General features: G+C 65.6%; 9 protein-coding genes, 4 tRNA genes and 1 pseudogene. 6 read left to right on the top strand and 8 right to left on the bottom strand.

Annotated elements, in window-relative coordinates:
* Positions 1-37: 37 nt before the first annotated feature.
* The 3 genes from nirD to ACIP21_RS00520 form a co-directional block, all read right to left on the bottom strand.
* On the bottom strand, positions 38-379 hold the full coding sequence (gene nirD, locus ACIP21_RS00530) for a nitrite reductase small subunit NirD (protein WP_400682730.1): 342 nt from the start codon (positions 377-379) through the stop codon (positions 38-40).
* The gene (gene nirB, locus ACIP21_RS00525; RefSeq protein WP_400682728.1) at positions 379-2928 is read right to left on the bottom strand and encodes a nitrite reductase large subunit NirB; all 2550 of its coding nucleotides are present in this window, start codon (positions 2926-2928) and stop codon (positions 379-381) included. The genes nirD and nirB overlap by 1 nt, the downstream gene beginning before the upstream one ends.
* Before the next feature lie 305 nt (positions 2929-3233).
* Positions 3234-7079, bottom strand: coding sequence for a molybdopterin-dependent oxidoreductase (locus tag ACIP21_RS00520; protein ID WP_400682727.1), 3846 nt, complete (start codon positions 7077-7079; stop codon positions 3234-3236).
* 345 nt (positions 7080-7424) lie between these two features.
* Between ACIP21_RS00520 and map the strand changes: the two genes are divergently transcribed.
* On the top strand, positions 7425-8201 hold the full coding sequence (map, locus tag ACIP21_RS00515; RefSeq protein ID WP_400682725.1) for a type I methionyl aminopeptidase: 777 nt from the start codon (positions 7425-7427) through the stop codon (positions 8199-8201).
* Positions 8202-8281: 80 nt separating this feature from the next.
* Here the strand turns inward: map and ACIP21_RS00510 are convergent.
* The 4 genes from ACIP21_RS00510 to ACIP21_RS00495 all read right to left on the bottom strand — a co-directional run bounded on the left by ACIP21_RS00510 (position 8282) and on the right by ACIP21_RS00495 (position 8796).
* Positions 8282-8358 (bottom strand) — tRNA-Asp (locus tag ACIP21_RS00510).
* Between the two features lie 18 nt (positions 8359-8376).
* Positions 8377-8452, bottom strand: a tRNA-Val gene (locus ACIP21_RS00505).
* 178 nt (positions 8453-8630) lie between these two features.
* A tRNA-Asp gene (locus ACIP21_RS00500) sits at positions 8631-8707 on the bottom strand.
* 13 nt (positions 8708-8720) lie between these two features.
* Positions 8721-8796, bottom strand: a tRNA-Val gene (locus ACIP21_RS00495).
* A 216-nt stretch (positions 8797-9012) separates the two neighbouring features.
* On the opposite strand from ACIP21_RS00495, the gene rdgC reads away from it, so the two are divergent.
* The 3 genes from rdgC to sugE all read left to right on the top strand — a co-directional run bounded on the left by rdgC (position 9013) and on the right by sugE (position 11649).
* Positions 9013-9933, top strand: coding sequence for a recombination-associated protein RdgC (gene rdgC, locus ACIP21_RS00490; RefSeq protein WP_400682723.1), 921 nt, complete (start codon positions 9013-9015; stop codon positions 9931-9933).
* 203 nt (positions 9934-10136) lie between these two features.
* Positions 10137-11102 (top strand): bile acid:sodium symporter family protein, encoded by a 966-nt coding sequence (locus tag ACIP21_RS00485; RefSeq protein ID WP_400682722.1) that lies wholly within the window; start codon positions 10137-10139, stop codon positions 11100-11102.
* Positions 11103-11331: 229 nt separating this feature from the next.
* Positions 11332-11649: a quaternary ammonium compound efflux SMR transporter SugE gene (gene sugE, locus ACIP21_RS00480; protein ID WP_152954154.1), complete on the top strand. Its 318-nt coding sequence runs from the start codon at positions 11332-11334 to the stop codon at positions 11647-11649.
* A gap of 9 nt (positions 11650-11658) precedes the next feature.
* Here the strand turns inward: sugE and ACIP21_RS00475 are convergent, their stop codons facing one another.
* A complete protein-coding gene (locus ACIP21_RS00475; RefSeq protein ID WP_400682721.1) occupies positions 11659-13536 on the bottom strand; it encodes an MFS transporter in 1878 nt (625 codons plus the stop codon).
* A 263-nt stretch (positions 13537-13799) separates the two neighbouring features.
* On the opposite strand from ACIP21_RS00475, the pseudogene ACIP21_RS00470 reads away from it, so the two are divergent.
* Both ACIP21_RS00470 and ACIP21_RS00465 read left to right on the top strand, forming a co-directional pair.
* A pseudogene (locus ACIP21_RS00470) lies at positions 13800-14864 on the top strand (methyl-accepting chemotaxis protein); the annotation flags it as partial.
* Entirely contained in the window at positions 14856-15719 is an 864-nt protein-coding gene (locus ACIP21_RS00465) for a methyl-accepting chemotaxis protein (RefSeq protein WP_400684270.1), read from the top strand. The pseudogene ACIP21_RS00470 and the gene ACIP21_RS00465, both read left to right, overlap by 9 nt.
* Positions 15720-15956: the final 237 nt, after the last annotated feature.

Genomic DNA, 15956 nt, shown 5'->3' with positions numbered 1-15956 from the left:
GAGCGGGTTTACCCGCGAAGAGACTAACACAAGCCTGTCAGGCCACCGCCAGCTCCACCGCCTCGCCATTCACTCGCACCGGCCACACCCGCAAGCGCTGCCCGGCATCTTCCAGGCACTCGCCGCTCTGCAGGCTGAAATGCTGCTTGTACAACGGCGCCGCCACCACCAGTTCCCCTTGCAGGCTGCCCACCAGCCCACGGCCAATGATGTTGGCCCCCGACCGCGGGTCGCGATTGTCCAGCGCGTATACCCCCTGCCCCGGCAGGTAGAACAGCGCCACCTGGGCCCCGTCGAGCCAGACCACGACGCCGGAATCGGCCACCAGGTCGTCGGCGCGGCACACCGCTTGCCAGTTGGCAGCATTGGACAGGTTCATCACACAACCTCCTCGATGGTGGGTATCAGATGCAGGGGCGCCGCAGGCCGGCGCTGTTCGCGTTCACGCACGAAGTGCACGTCCGGGTCGGCGCGTCGGTCGTTGACGAAGGTACGGAAGCGCTTGAGCTTTTCCGGGTCGTTGAGGGCATTGGCCCACTCGCATTGGTACTGCTCGACCACATGCTGCATCTGCGCTTCCAGCTCCGCCGCCAGGCCCAGGCTGTCGTCGAGGACAACCTGCTTGAGGTAATCCAGGCCGCCATCGAGGCCTTCGCGCCACACCGAGGTGCGCTGCAGCTTGTCGGCGGTGCGGATGTAGAACATCAGCACGCGGTCGATCAAGCGCACCAAGGTCTCATCGTCCAGGTCGGTGGCGAACAGCTCGGCGTGCCGTGGACGCATGCCGCCGTTGCCGCAGACGTACAGGTTCCAGCCCTTGTCGGTGGCGATCACGCCAATGTCCTTGCTCTGCGCCTCGGCGCATTCGCGGGTGCAGCCGGACACCGCGAACTTGAGCTTGTGCGGGCTGCGCAGGCCCTTGTAGCGGTCTTCCAGGCGCAAGGCCATGGCGACGCTGTCCTGCACGCCGTAGCGGCACCAGGTGCTGCCGACACAGGACTTCACCGTGCGCGTCGACTTGCCGTAGGCATGGCCGGTCTCGAAGCCCGCCTCGATCAGCTCGCCCCAGATCAGCGGCAGCTCGTGCAGTTGGGCGCCGAACAGGTCGATGCGCTGGCCGCCGGTGATCTTGGTGTAGAGGTCGTACTTTTTCGCCACCTGGCCGATCACGATCAGCTTGTCGGGGGTGATCTCGCCGCCGGGAATGCGCGGTACCACCGAGTAGGTGCCGTTCTTCTGCATGTTGGCCATGAAGGTGTCGTTGGTGTCCTGCAGCGGCACCAGCGCCGGGTCCATGATCGGCTGGTTCCAGCACGAGGCGAGGATGTTGCCCACCGCCGGCTTGCAGATGTCGCAGCCGACCTGGCCCTTGCCATGGCGGGCGAGCAGGTCGTGGAAGGTGCGGATGCCTTCGACGCGAACCAGGCCGTAGAGCTCCTGGCGGGTGTAGGCGAAGTGCTCGCACAGGCTCTTGTCGACGGCCACGCCGCGGGCGCTCAGTTCGTGCTCGAACACCTGCTTGAGCAACGCCGCGCAGCCGCCACAGCCGGTGGCGGCCTTGGTGCAGCTTTTCACCGCAGCCAGGTCGCCGCAGCCGCTGTCGATGGCCGAACAGACTGCGCCCTTGCTGACGTTGTGGCACGAGCAGATGGTCGCGCTGTCGGGCAGGGCGTCGCCCCCCAGGGCCGGTGCACCGCCGCCCTGGGGCAGGATCAGCGCGGCCGGGTCGGCCGGCAGGGCGATGCGGTTCTGGGCGTATTGCAACAGGGTGTCGTAGTAGCTGTTGTCACCCACCAGCACCGCGCCGAGCACATGCTTGCCGCTGGCATCCACCACCAGCCGGCGGTAGGCGCTGTTGGCCTCGTCGATGAAACGGTAGCTGCGCGAGCCGGGGGTCGCGCCATGGGCGTCGCCGATGGAGCCGACGTCCACGCCCAGCAGCTTGAGCTTGGTCGACATGTCGGCGCCGCTGAACTCGCCAGCCGCCTCGCCCATCAGCAACGCTGCGAGGTTGCGCGCCATGCCGTAGCCCGGGGCGACCAAGCCGAACACACTGCCGTTCCACGAAGCGCACTCACCGACGGCGAAGATGCGCGGGTCGCTGCTGCGGCAATGGTTGTCGATCACCACGCCGCCGCGGGCGGCGATCTCCAGGCCGCTGGCCCGGCCCAGGGCATCCTGTGGGCGGATGCCGGCGGAGAACACGATCAGGTCGGTTTCCAGGTGCTCGCCACCGTCGAAGTTCATGCGGTAGCGGTAGGCTTCGCCAGTGCTGATCGACTGGGTGGCGCGCGACAGGTGCACGCCTACGCCGAGGGCTTCGATCTGCGCCCTGAGCGCGGCGCCACCCTCGCCGTCCAGCTGCACCGGCATCAGCCGCGGGGCGAATTCGACCACGTGCGCTTCCAGGCCCAGGGACTTGAGTGCATTGGCCGCTTCCAGGCCAAGCAGGCCACCGCCGACCACCACGCCACGGCGGGCGTCGGTGGCGGCGGCGCGGATCGCATCGAGGTCATCGAGGGTGCGGTAGACCAGCCGGGCATTGCCGCTCGAGCCTTCGATGGCAGGCACGAAGGGGTAGGAACCGGTGGCCAGGATCAGCTGGTCATAGCCGTAGCGGCCTTCGCCAGTCACGACTTCGCAGCGCTCGCGGTCGATCTGCAGCACGGCTTCGCCCAGGTGCAGGTGCACGCCGTTGTCGCCATAGAAGCCCTGCTCGCACAAGGCCAGGGTTTCGGCGCAGCTGCCGGCGAAGTATTCGGACAGGTGCACGCGGTCGTAGGCGCGTTGGCGCTCTTCGCCGAACACGTGCAGCTCGAAGCGCTCAAGGGCACCGCGCCCGACCAGTTGCTCGACGCAGTGGTGGCCGACCATGCCGTTGCCGACGATCACCAGTCGCTCTCGTTGCCCGCTCGCTGTTGCCTTCATAAGCCGATCCTCGATCAAAAAAAAGGCGCCTGGAGCCGAAGCTCCAGGCGCCTTTGCCTGTATTCATCACGGTGGGGGGCCCGGGTTGATCGCCGTTGACCAGGGGGCTTTGTTGTAGCAGGGGTAAAGCAGGGACTGTGCCAATGTGATTACCTGTGCCGGCCTCTTCGCGGGTGAACCCGCTCCCACAAAGGGCTGCACTGCTTTCGAACCTTGTACCCTGCCTGTGGGAGCGGGTTCACCCGCGAAGAGGCCGGCCCTGCCAGTGCACATTCCAGGTGCAAGGCTCCCCATCCTGGCGCACATCAATACACATCGCGCCGATAGCGCTTGGCCTTGCTCAACGCTTCGACATAGGCATCCGCATCCACCTGCCCATGCACGGCAACCACCTCACGCAACGCCGCATCCACATCCTTGGCCATGCGCTGCCCGTCGCCACACACATAGAAGTACGCCCCTGCCTCCAGCCACTGCCACAGCTGCGCGCCCTGCTCCAGCATGCGCTGCTGCACATACACCTTCTCGGCCTGGTCCCGCGAGAACGCCGTGTCCAGGCGCAGGTGCCCCGCGTGCTGCCAGGCCTGCAATTGCGCCTGGTAGTAGAAGTCGGTCGCCGCGTACTGCTCGCCGAAGAACAGCCAGTTGCCGCCCTTGGCCCCGCGCGCCGCGCGCTCTTCGAGGAAGGCGCGGAACGGCGCGATGCCGGTGCCGGGGCCGACCATGATGACCGGCAGGTCGTCGTCCTCGGGCAAGCGGAAGTGCTTCGACACCTGCGGGTAGATCGCCACCTTCAACGCCTGCGCCCGGTCGGCGAGAAAGCTGGAGCACACGCCTTTGCGCTGGCCATAGCGCACGGTGGACATCGTCAGGTGCACCTGGTCCGGATGGGCCAGCGGGCTGGAGCTGATCGAATACAAGCGCGGCTGCAAGGGCTTGAGCAGGTCCAGCCAGGCGGCCAGTGACAACTGCTGGGGGAAGGCGCGCAGCACATCGGCCAGCTGACGCCCCCATAACCAGCCCTGCAGCTCGGCCTTGCACTCGGCTTGCAGAAGACGCTGCAGGCCCGGCGCCTGAGCGCTGAGGGCTTGCAGCTGCTGCGGGGTGACCTTGGCGATTTCCAGGTGTTCCTCAAGCGCCGTTGCCAGGGTCATCGCGGGTTGCCCCTTCAGTTCGACCAATGCCTGGCCATCGAGCTGCATCAACCCCAGCAGTTCCTCGACCAGCGCCGGGCAGTTGCGCGGCCACACGCCAAGGGCATCGCCAGCGGCGTAGGTAAAGCCACTGCCGGTCAGGTCGAACACCAGCTGGCGGGTTTCCTTGCTTGCGCCAGGGCCGTTCAGCACGCGGTTTTCCAGCAAGGCGGCGGACCAGGGTTGCTGCTTGCTGAAGCCGCTTGCCGGTGCAGGCTCGCTGACTGGCTGCGGTGCCGCCGCGCCGCCCAGTTCGGCCAGCAATGCTTCCAGCCAGCCAGCGAATGCGTCGTCGAAGTCTGGCTCGCAATCAACCCGTGGCAGCAGGCGACGCCCCCCGAGTTCCGCCAGGCGCTGGTCGAGCTTGCGACCGAAGCCGCAGAACTGGTCGTAGCTGGAGTCGCCCAGGGCCAGCACGGCATAGGGCAGCCCGGCACACGGCGCACCCTCCTCGCCCTGCAGCGCCTGCCAGAATGCCGTGGCGCTGTCCGGTGCATCGCCGTCGCCGAAGGTGCTGGCGATCAGCAGCACGCTGGCGGCACCTTGCAACTGGCGCGGGGTCAGCGCCTCCATGCAGTCGAGCTGCACCTGCAGCCCGGCGCCGCGCAAGCGCTCCACGCAGCGTTCGGCCAGCGCTTCGCCGTTGCCGGTCTGCGAGGCCCACAGCACCTGATGCCGCGGTTGTCCGGCGACCTGCGCCGGAGCTGGCAAGCTGTCCAGGCCCAGCAGCTGGGACAGGGTCGCGCTCGGCATACGCGCAGGCTCCGCAGTGGCGGCGTTCAGCTCAAGGGCATCGATGCGTTCGCCGGCGACCCGCTCCAGGGCCACGGCGCAGTGCTTGAACGCCGGCTGCAGCGACAGCGGGTCGACCGCGTCGCAGGTCACGGCATTGATCGCCAGCTGCTCGCCGATCAGATCGTTCCAGTGGAACGGGGCGAAGCAATTGCCAGGCATCACCCGATCGCTGACGCGGGCCGGCAGCACGGCCTGGCCACGGCGCGAGCGGATGGCCACCTGGTCCTTGTCGGCGATGCCCAGGCGCGCGGCATCCTCGGGGTGGATTTCGACGAAGGGGCCTGGCTCCAGCTTGTTCAGCGCCGGCACCTTGCCGGTCTTGGTCAGGGTATGCCACTGGTGCTGCACGCGACCGGTGTTGAGCACCAGCGGGTAGTCGGCGTCGGGCAGTTCGGCGGCCGGCAGCCAGGGCCGGGCAAAAAAGCGCGCCTTGCCACTGGCAGTGGGGAAGGCCAGTTCGGGCAGCTTGCCCTCGGCATCGCGCAGCAGCTGCTGGCTCGCACCGTCGTTGCGGTAGCGCAACGGGCTGCGGTCGTCTCCCCGGCCTGGCGCGCAGGGCCACTGGTGCGGGCTGTCGCGCAGTTCGGGGTAGCCGATGCCGCGCAGGTCATAGCCCGTAGCCGGGTTCCAGAAGCGGCGGATCTCGTCGTACACCGCTTCGGCGTCGGGGTAGTCGAAGGCCTCGGCGTAGCCCATGGCGCAGGCGATGCGGGCGATCAATTGCCAATCGGGCAGGCTCTGCCCGGGGGCCTCGACAGCGCGCGGCATCAGCGTCAGGTTGCGCTCGCTGTTGATCATCACGCCCTCGCCCTCGGCCCACAGCGCGGCGGGCAGGAGGATATCGGCGTAGCGGTTGGTCTCGGTGTCGAGGAAGGCGTCCTGGGTGATCACCAGCTCGGCCTGGCGCAGGCCGTCGATCACCTGCTGGCGGTTGGCGACGCTGGCCACCGGGTTGCTGCAGATGATCCAACAGGCTTTTACCGCGCCGGCCTTCATCTGCTCGAACAGTGCGACGGTGCCCTCGCCGCCCTCCGCGCGCAGGCTGCCGGGGGCCAGCCCCCACTGGCCCTCGACGAAGGTCCGGTCCGCCGCGACCAGTGCCGAGCGTTGGCCTGGCAGGCCGGGGCCCATGTAGCCCATCTCGCGCCCGCCCATGGCATTGGGCTGGCCGGTGAGCGAGAACGGCCCGCTGCCCGGGCGGCAGATCGCCCCGGTGGCCAGGTGCAGGTTGCACAGGGCGTTGCTGTGCCAGGTGCCGTGGACGCTCTGGTTAAGGCCCATGGTCCAGCAGCTCATCCACTCGCCGGCCGTGCCGATCCATTCGGCGGCCTGGCGGATGTCGGCTTCGCTCAGCCCGGTGATGGCGGCGACGCGCTCGGGGGTGTAGTCGTCGAGGAAGGCGGGCAGTTCATCCCAGCCTTCGGTGTAGCGGGCGATGAAGCCGGGGTTGGTGTGGCCATTGTGATGCAACAGGTGTAGCAGGCCATTGAGCAGGGCCATGTCGCTGCCCGGGCGTACCTGCAGAAACAGGTCGGCCTTGTCGGCGGTGGCCGTGCGCCGAGGGTCGACGACGATCAGCTTGGCGCCGGCCTTGACCCGGTCGAGCAGGCGCAGGAACAGGATCGGGTGACAGTCGGCCATGTTCGCGCCGATCACCAGGAACACGTCGGCGTGCTCGAAGTCCTGATAGCTGCCAGGCGGGCCATCGGCGCCGAGCGAGAGCTTGTAGCCGCTGCCGGCGCTGGCCATGCACAGGCGCGAGTTGGACTCGATATGGCGGGTGCGGATAAACCCCTTGGCCAGCTTGTTGGCCAGGTACTGGGCCTCCAGCGACATCTGCCCGGACACGTACAGCGCCACGGCATCCGGGCCATGCTGGTCGATGATGCCGCGCAGGCGCCCGGCGGCCTCGGCGATGGCCTGGTCGAGGCGGCTGCGCACCGGTTCCTGGCTACGCTGCTGGCGCACGTAGGCGTCCTCCATGCGCCCGGCGGCGGTCAGCGGTACGTGGGCGGTGAGGCCTTTGGTACAGAGGCGGCCGTAATTGCTCGGGTGCTGCTTGTCGCCGCTGATCCTGGCGACCTGGCCGCCGTCGATGCGCATGACGATGCCGCAACCGACGCCGCAATAGGGGCAGACGCTGCGGACTTCGCGGGTGGTCATGGGCGCTCTCCCCTGTTCAGGAATGCAGAAAGGCGCCGGCTGCCTCGGCTTGCTGGGGAGCAAGCGGGGCAACACGGCGCCTTTGTCGTGGGTCTGGTGAGGGCTGTCGACGTTGAGAGCCCTGGATAGCGTCCAGTCAGCAATTAATGGGCCAGCTGTGCCGGCCCTTTCGCGGGTAAACCCGCTCCCACAGGGATCTCCTCGGGTTCGAGGGCTGCGCAGGACCTGTGGGAGCGGGTTTACCCGCGAAGAGGCCGGCACAGGCCGCGCACCACGCGGTGGCAGCCTGCAGGCCCATGGCGCTATGCTGGGGCAAATTCCAGCACGAGCAACTGCCCTCCCCCCATGTCCCAGGTGATCCTCAAGACCCCCGCCCAACTCGCCCTGATGCGCCGCGCCGGCCAACTGCTGGCCCAGGTGTTCGCCGACCTCGACCGCTTCATCCGCCCCGGCGTCACCACCCTGCAGATCAACGACCGCGCCGAGGCCTTCATCGTAGAAACCCTCAAGGCCCGCCCGGCAAGCAAGGGCCAGTACGGTTTCCCCTACGCGCTGAACACCTCGGTGGACCACGTGGTGTGCCATGGCATGCCGAAGGCCGACGAAGTGCTCAAGGAAGGCTCGATCATCAACGTCGACATCACCCTGGAGCAAGGCGGCTACATCGCCGATTCGTCGAAGATGTACAGCGTCGGGGCGATCGACGACGAGGCCCGGCGCCTGGTCGAGACCACCTACGCGGCAATGTGGAAAGGCATCGACAAGGTTCGCCCAGGGGCGACACTGGGCGACATCGGCCACGCCATCCAGGCCCATGCCGAAGCCGCCGGTTACAGCGTGGTGCGCGAATACTGCGGGCACGGCATCGGCCAGCAGATGCATGAAGGCCCCGAGGTGCTGCACTTCGGCATGCCCGGCATGGGGCTGAAGCTCAAGCCGGGTATGGTGTTCACCATCGAGCCGATGCTCAACCAGGGTGGGCGCGGCACGCGCACGCTGAAAGATGGCTGGACGGTGATTACCCGCGACCACAGCCTGTCGGCACAGTGGGAACACACGGTGGCGGTGACAGAGGACGGGGTCGAGGTGCTGACCTTGCGCGAAGAAGAGCGCCGTCAGTAAGGCCCAGAAACAAAAAAAGCGACCCTAGGGTCGCTTTCTTTGTGGCTTCCGGGTGTTCAGTGGGCCCTGGAAGCGGAATATGGCGCAGCGGACGGGACTCGAACCCGCGACCCCCGGCGTGACAGGCCGGTATTCTAACCGACTGAACTACCGCTGCGCGATTCATCGAAACGAGTGGTGGGTGATGACGGGATCGAACCGCCGACCCTCTGCTTGTAAGGCAGATGCTCTCCCGGCTGAGCTAATCACCCATTCGTCTCGGTGAGGCGCGCATTCTACGGAGCAGCCAATAGCTTGGCAAGCCCTTTTTGCATCTTTTTTCATGACCTTGCTCGCGATGCGCCGCCGAACGACAGGCACAAAAAAAGCGACCCTAAGGTCGCTTTTTTTGTTACTTCCGGGTGTTCAATGGGCCCTGGAAGTGGAATATGGCGCAGCGGACGGGACTCGAACCCGCGACCCCCGGCGTGACAGGCCGGTATTCTAACCGACTGAACTACCGCTGCGCTATACATCGAGTGGTGGGTGATGACGGGATCGAACCGCCGACCCTCTGCTTGTAAGGCAGATGCTCTCCCGGCTGAGCTAATCACCCTTCGTCTCGGTGTGGCGCGCATTCTACGGAGGGGCCGCTACCCTGGCAAGCACTTTTTTGATTTTCTTCAAAAAAAACTTCATGCCTTTCAAAGACCTAGCGCAGCCAGTGGTTTCTTTCCCGCTATCGGGGCTGCTGGCCCTATGACAGGGTTGGCCTCAGGGCACCGCTCGGAGAATAATGCCCGCCTTATGCATTAAGGAGAGATACCCCCTCATGTGGTTCAAGAACCTGCTGTCCTACCGCCTGACCCAGGAAGTACCGTTCGAGGCTGAAACGCTGGAAGCCGCCCTGGCCAGCAAGCCGGCCCGTCCCTGCGCCAGCCAGGAGCTGACCACCTACGGTTTCGTCGCGCCGTTCGGCAAAGGCGAAGACGCTCCCCTGGTGCACGTCAGCGGCGAGTTCCTGCTGATTGCCGCACGCAAGGAAGAACGCATCCTGCCCAGCAGCGTGGTCAACGATGCGGTGAAGGAGAAGGTCGAAGAGATCGAGACCGAGCAGATGCGCAAGGTCTACAAGAAAGAGCGCGACCAGATCAAGGACGAGATCATCCAGGCCTTCCTGCCGCGTGCGTTCATCCGCCGCTCGATGATCTTCGCCGCCATCGCCCCGCGCCTGGGCATGATCCTGGTCAACTCGGCCAGCGCCAAGCGTGCCGAAGACCTGCTGTCGACCCTGCGCGAAGTGATGGGCTCGCTGCCGGTGCGCCCGGCCACCGTGAAGATCGCCCCGACCGCGACCATGACCGACTGGGTCAAGTCGCAACAGGCCGCCGAAGGTTTCTATGTACTGGACGAATGCGAACTGCGTGACACCGCCGAAGACGGCGGCATCGTGCGCTGCAAGCGCCAGGACCTCACTGGCGAGGAGATCCAGCTGCACCTGAGCACCGGCAAGGTGGTCACCCAGTTGGCCCTGGCCTGGCAGGACAAGCTGTCGTTCGTGCTCGACGACAAGATGGTGATCAAGCGCCTGAAGTTCGAGGAACTGCTGCAGGAGCAGGCCGAACAGGACGGTGGCGATGAAGCCGCGCAACAGTTCGATGCCAGCTTCCAGCTGATGATGATGACCTTTGCCGAATTCCTGCCGGTGCTGTTCGAAGCGCTGGGTGGCGAGGAGATTCCGCAAGGGGTCTGATTCGGTTTGAAATGCCGGTGCTGGCCTGAAATGCTTGCGTGGCCAGGGCCGGCCTCTTCGCGGCGGTTCGACGCCTCGATAAACCCGCTCCCACAGGGGTCACCACAATTTTCGAGCCTGTGGAGATTCCTGTGGGAGCGGGTTTACCCGCGAAAGGGCCCTCGAAATTCACATAGCTATAAGATAGAAAAAGGAATTGCCCCATGCGCGCCCTCGCCGCCCTCAGCCGCTTCGTCGGCAACACCTTCGCCCTCTGGGTGCTGGTGTTCGCCGTGCTGGCCTTCCTGCAACCGCAGTGGTTCATCGCCCTCAAGGTGGCCATCGTGCCGCTGCTGGGCCTGGTGATGTTCGGCATGGGCCTGACCCTCAAGCTCGACGACTTCGCCGCCCTCGCCCGCCAGCCCTGGCGCGTGGCCCTGGGCGTGGTGGCGCACTTCGTGATCATGCCGGGGATGGCCTGGCTGTTGTGCCAGCTGTTCCACCTGCCAGCGGAAATCGCCGTGGGCGTGATCCTGGTCGGCTGCTGCCCGAGCGGCACGGCGTCGAACGTGATGGTCTGGCTGTCCAAGGGCGACCTGGCACTGGCCGTGGCGATCGCCGCGGTCACCACCCTGCTCGCCCCGCTGCTGACCCCGGCGCTGATCTGGTTCCTCGCCTCGGCCTGGCTGCCGGTGTCTTTCATGGACATGTTCTGGTCGATCCTGCAGCTGGTGATGCTGCCGATCGTGCTCGGCGTGCTGGCTCAGCGTCTTCTTGGCGCGCGGGTGCAGATGGCGGTGCAGGTGCTGCCGCTGGTGTCGGTGGTGAGCATCGTGATGATCGTCTGCGCGGTGGTGGCGGCCAGCCAGGCGAAGATCGCCGAATCCGGGCTGCTGATCATGGCGGTGGTGGTGCTGCACAACAGCTTCGGCTACCTGCTGGGCTACATGACAGGCCGCCTCTGCAAACTGCCGCTGGCCCAGCGCAAGTCGCTGGCGCTGGAAGTGGGGATGCAGAACTCGGGGTTGGGGGCGGCACTGGCGGCGGCGCATTTCTCGCCGCTGGCGGCGGTGCCCAGTGCGTTGTTCAGCGTCTGGCACAACATCTCCGGGGCGCTGCTGTCGACCTGGTTCCGGCGGATGGAAGCGCCTGCGGGTGAGGCTGAAGAGGTCGAAACCGTCAGACATTGATGGTGTCTGTGCCGGCCTCTTCGCGGGTAAACCCGCTCCCACAAGGACCGCACCGCCTTCGGGCCTGTGGTGATCCTGTGGGAGCGGGTTTACCCGCGAAGAGGCCGGTACAGGCTTGCCCTGTAGCCAGCAGGTGTGCACCATGACGGGCACGGTGAGGACGACCTCACGACGCACCGCGTGACCATCCCGGGGACGGCCCCATCATTTGCAACGATGGAGACGCTTCATGTCCTGGATCATCCTGTTCTTCGCCGGCCTGTTCGAGGTCGGCTGGGCGGTCGGCCTTAAATACACCGACGGCTTCAGCAAACCCCTGCCCACCGTACTCACCGTCGCCGCCATGGCCATCAGCCTGGGCCTGCTGGGCCTGGCCATGAAGGAACTGCCACTGGGCACCGCCTACGCCATCTGGACCGGTGTCGGCGCGGTCGGCACGGTGATCGCCGGGATCATCCTGTTCGGCGAGTCCATGGCCCTGGTCAGGCTGGCCAGCGTGGCACTGATCATCACCGGCCTAATCGGCCTGAAAGTCAGCGCCAGCTGAACCCCTGCCCTATCGCAGGTCGCCGCGCAGGCGGCTGACCTGCTCGCGCAACGCATCGGGCTGCGCCGCATCCACCGGGATCGCGGCACCGGCGACGATGGTCACCCGTGACCACAAGCGCCTGAACAAGCCCTTGGCCGGGTCACGGCTGAAGAAGCTGCCCCACAGCCCCTGCAATGCCAGCGGGATCACCGGCACCGGGGTTTCTTCCAGGATGCGGTTGACACCACCCTTGAACACATCGATCTCGCCATCGCCGGTCAGCTTGCCTTCCGGGAAGATGCACACCAGCTCACCGTCGCCCAGGTATTCGGCAATCCGCGCGAAGGCCCGCTCGTAGGTCGCCGGGTCTTCGCTGCGCCCGGCAATCGGAATGGCCCCGGCGGTGCGGAACACGAAGTTGAGTACCGGCAGGTTGTAGATCTTGTAGTACATGACGAAGCGGATCGGCCGACGGATCGCCCCGCCCAGCAGCAGCGCGTCGACGAACGACACATGGTTGCACACCAGCAGCGCCGCGCCTTCATCGGGGATGCGCTCAAGGTCACGGTGCTCCACCCGGTACATCGAGTGGCTCAGCAGCCAGATCAGGAAGCGCATGGTGAACTCGGGCACGATCCTGAAGATGTAGGCATTGACCAGCACGTTCAGCAGCGACACCACCAGGAACAGCTGTGGAATGCTGAGCTTGGCCACGCTCAGCAGGACGATGGTGACGATCGCCGAAACCACCATGAACAGCGCATTGAGGATGTTGTTGGCGGCGATCACCCGGGCCCGCTGGTCCTCGGCGGTACGCGCCTGGATCAGCGCATACAGCGGCACGATGTAGAAACCGCCGAACACGCCGAGGCCGACGATCGACAACAGGATCCACCAGGCCTGGTGCAGGCCCAGCAACGCCAGCCAGTCGTAAGGCATGGCCGCCTTCGGCACATCGCCGGAGTGCCACCACCAGAGCAGGCCGAACAGGGTCAGGCCGAACGAGCCGAACGGCACCAGGCCGATCTCCACCTTGCGCCCGCTGAGGCGTTCGCACAGCAGCGAACCGAGGGCGATGCCCACCGAGAACAGGGTCAGCACCAGGGTCACCACCGTCTCGTCGCCATGCAGCCACTCTTTGGCATAGGTCGGGATCTGGGTCAGGTAGATCGCGCCGACGAACCAGAACCACGAGTTGCCGACGATCGAGCGCGACACCGCCGGGGTCTGCCCCAGGCCCATGCGCAGGATCACCCACGACTGCTTGAAGATGTTCCAGTCCAGCGCCATCTGCGGCGAGGCCGCCGCCGCACGGGGGATCCAGCGGCTGGCCAGGTAGCCCAGCACTGCGGTGCCGACCACGCCGCCGGCCACCACCGTGGCATAGTTGTCGTTGGCCATCATCACCCCGGCACCGATGGTGCCGACCAGGATGGCGAGGAAGGTACCCATTTCCACCAGGCCGTTACCGCCCACCAGCTCTTCTTCGCGCAGGGCCTGGGGCAGGATCGAGTACTTCACCGGGCCGAACAGCGCCGAGTGGGTACCCATGCCGAACAGCGCCACCAGCATCAGCGCCAGGTGGTTGCTGACGAAGCCCAGGGCGCCGACCGCCATGATGAGGATTTCGGCCAGCTTGATCGCACGGATCAGCGCGTCCTTGGCGAACTTCTCGCCGAACTGCCCACCCAGAGCCGAGAACAGGAAGAACGGCAGGATGAACAGCAGCGCGCAGAGGTTGACCCAGATCGAGCGGTCGCCGTCGCCCAGGCTGAGCTTGAACAGGATCGCCAGGATCAGCGACTGCTTGAACAGGTTGTCGTTGAAGGCACCCAGCAGCTGGGTGACGAAAAACGGCAGGAAGCGCCGCTTGCCGAGCAAGGTGAATTGCGAGGGGTGACTCATCGTCCTTGGTCCTGAGGCTTTTTTATTGGAGGTACGCAAGTGGTGCAAAGCCACAAATCTGCACGGAATTACCTGCAACAGGCAAGCCCGGCACGCCAATCCAAGAAGCGCCCTACAAGAAGATGGCACAGTGACATTAATTTCATGGCATTGCCGGTTCAGATTTTGTTACAGATGCCGATAATTCATATAGATGACTATATCTGACAGAAGGAACAGACCTCAGGTCTCCTCCAACGCATAAGAAAAGGAGCTCGGCAGTAATGTTTACCTGGTTCGGCGATCTGAAGATCGCCCATAAACTCTTCCTCGGTTTCGGCCTGGTGCTGTGCCTGACCCTGATCCAGTCGCTGATCGGCTGGAACGGGCTGGGCAGCCTGGTGCGCCGCAGCGAAGTGGTCAGCGATGTGTCCGGCCTCAACGACGCCCTCGGCGATTTGCGCGTGGCGCGCCTGCGCCACGCCATGGCCAACGGCGACGAGACTGAAGGCAAGGCGCTACAGGCGGCCATGGACGCGTTCAAGGCGCCTTTGGGCAAACTCCACGAGACGCTGCTGCAGCCCGACAGCAAGGCTGTCCTCGGCCAAGCCGACCAGACCTTGCAGGCCTACGCCGACAACCAGGCGCTGAGCTTCCAGTCCTATCAGAAGATGCGCGCCGCGCAGAAAGAAATGGGCGCGCTCGCGACCAGCTCTTTCGCCAGCATCGAGCAGATCCGCAAGCAGGTACGCGCCCTGCCGGACGCCGAGCAGCGCTTCGTGCGCATCGAGGCGATCAACCAGATCCGCGAAAACCTGATCCTGCTGCGCTACCACGTGCGCGGCTACACCGGGAACACCAACGCCGACACCGAAAAGCTGATGAACACGCAGATCGCCACCACGGTGAACGAGCTGCCGGGCCTGGTGGCCCGGTTCAACGGCAACTTCGCCGATGAGTTCACCCAGTTGCAGCAGCAGGTGCGCACCTATGCCGCGGCCGTGGAAGCCTTCCGCGGCGAGGTGAGCAAGCTGGTGGCGTACCGCACCGCCATGGGCAATGACGTGGAAACGCTCAACACCCTGATCGGCAAGCTGCTCGATACCCAGGCTGCCGCCGTGGTCAGCGACAGCGCGTTCGCCAAGACCCTGCAGATCATCACCACCCTGCTCGCCCTGCTGATCGGCGCCCTGGCCGCCGCCCTGATCGCCCGCCAGATCAGCCAGCCGCTGCGCCAGGTGCTCAAGGCCATGGAACAGGTGGCCGCCGGTGACCTCGGCAAGCAACCGGCCAGCCGTCGCCGCGACGAAGTCGGCCAGTTGCAGCATGCCCTGCAAGGCATGACCCGCAACCTGCGCGAGCTGATCGCCCAGGTGCGCGACGGCATTTCGCAGATCGCCAGCGCCACCGAGGAGCTGTCGGCGATCACCGAGCAGACCAGCGCCGGGGCCAACAACCAGAAGGTGGAAACCGACCAGGTCGCCACCGCCATGCAGGAAATGGCCGCCACCGTGCACGAAGTGGCGCGCAACGCTGGCGAGGCCTCCGAGGCCGCCAGCGCCACCGACGAGGAAGCCCGCGAGGGCGACGACGTGGTCAACCGCGCCGTGGCGCAGATCGGCCGCCTGGCCAGCCAGGTGGAGGCCACTGGCGAAGCCATGAGCGCCCTGCGCAGCGAAAGCCAGCGCATCGGCAAGGTGATGGACGTGATCAAGGCGGTGGCCGAGCAGACCAACCTGCTGGCACTCAACGCCGCCATCGAGGCGGCCCGGGCCGGGGAAGCAGGCCGTGGCTTTGCCGTGGTCGCCGATGAAGTGCGCAGCCTGGCGCAACGTACCCAGGCCTCGACCCTGGAAATCGAATCGGCGATCGGCAGCCTGGAGCAAGGCACCCGCTCGGTGAGCGAGCTGATGGACCAGAGCCAGATCCTCACCGAGAGCAGCGTGGCGCTGGTGCGGGAAGCGGGCGCGGCGCTGGAAGGGATTACCCAGCGGGTGTCGGGCATCCAGCTGATGAACCAGCAGATTGCCGCGGCCTCGGAGCAGCAGAGCGCGGTGGCCGAAGAGATCAGCCGCAGCGTGGTGACGGTGCGGGATATTTCTGAACAGACGGCAGAAGCCAGCCAGCAGACCTCGGCCTCGAGCGTGGAGCTGGCGCGGCTGGGTGGACAGTTGCAGCAGATGATCAGCCGGTTCCGCTTCTGATCCATGAAAAATGCCCCGCTGACTGAAAGACAGCGGGGCATCTGTTAGAAATATTTCTGCTGTACCGACCCCTTCGCGGGTAAACCCGCTCCCACAGGGATATCACAGCATCTGAAAACTGTGGGATCCCTGTGGGAGCCTCAGGGATATCACAGCATCTGAAAACTGTGGGATCCCTGTGGGAGCCTCAGGGATATCACAGCATCTGAAAACTGTGGGATCCCTGTGGAAGCCACA

Origin of the sequence: Pseudomonas sp. NPDC089401, assembly GCF_044749485.1 — a bacterium.
Lineage (GTDB): Bacteria > Pseudomonadota > Gammaproteobacteria > Pseudomonadales > Pseudomonadaceae > Aquipseudomonas.
The sequence above is the reverse complement of the archived record's forward strand: the minus strand, read 5'-3'. Positions and strand labels throughout refer to the sequence as shown.

Excerpts from the sequence above, each read along its gene's own strand:
- nirD (WP_400682730.1), bottom strand. The coding sequence starts at position 379 with ATGAACCTGTCCAATGCTGCCAACTGGCAAGCGGTGTGCCGCGCCGAC.
- nirB (WP_400682728.1), bottom strand. The coding sequence starts at position 2,928 with ATGAAGGCAACAGCGAGCGGGCAACGAGAGCGACTGGTGATCGTCGGC.
- ACIP21_RS00520 (WP_400682727.1), bottom strand. The coding sequence starts at position 7,079 with ATGACCACCCGCGAAGTCCGCAGCGTCTGCCCCTATTGCGGCGTCGGT.
- map (WP_400682725.1), top strand. The coding sequence starts at position 7,425 with ATGTCCCAGGTGATCCTCAAGACCCCCGCCCAACTCGCCCTGATGCGC.
- rdgC (WP_400682723.1), top strand. The coding sequence starts at position 9,013 with ATGTGGTTCAAGAACCTGCTGTCCTACCGCCTGACCCAGGAAGTACCG.
- ACIP21_RS00485 (WP_400682722.1), top strand. The coding sequence starts at position 10,137 with ATGCGCGCCCTCGCCGCCCTCAGCCGCTTCGTCGGCAACACCTTCGCC.
- sugE (WP_152954154.1), top strand. The coding sequence starts at position 11,332 with ATGTCCTGGATCATCCTGTTCTTCGCCGGCCTGTTCGAGGTCGGCTGG.
- ACIP21_RS00475 (WP_400682721.1), bottom strand. The coding sequence starts at position 13,536 with ATGAGTCACCCCTCGCAATTCACCTTGCTCGGCAAGCGGCGCTTCCTG.
- ACIP21_RS00465 (WP_400684270.1), top strand. The coding sequence starts at position 14,856 with ATGACCCGCAACCTGCGCGAGCTGATCGCCCAGGTGCGCGACGGCATT.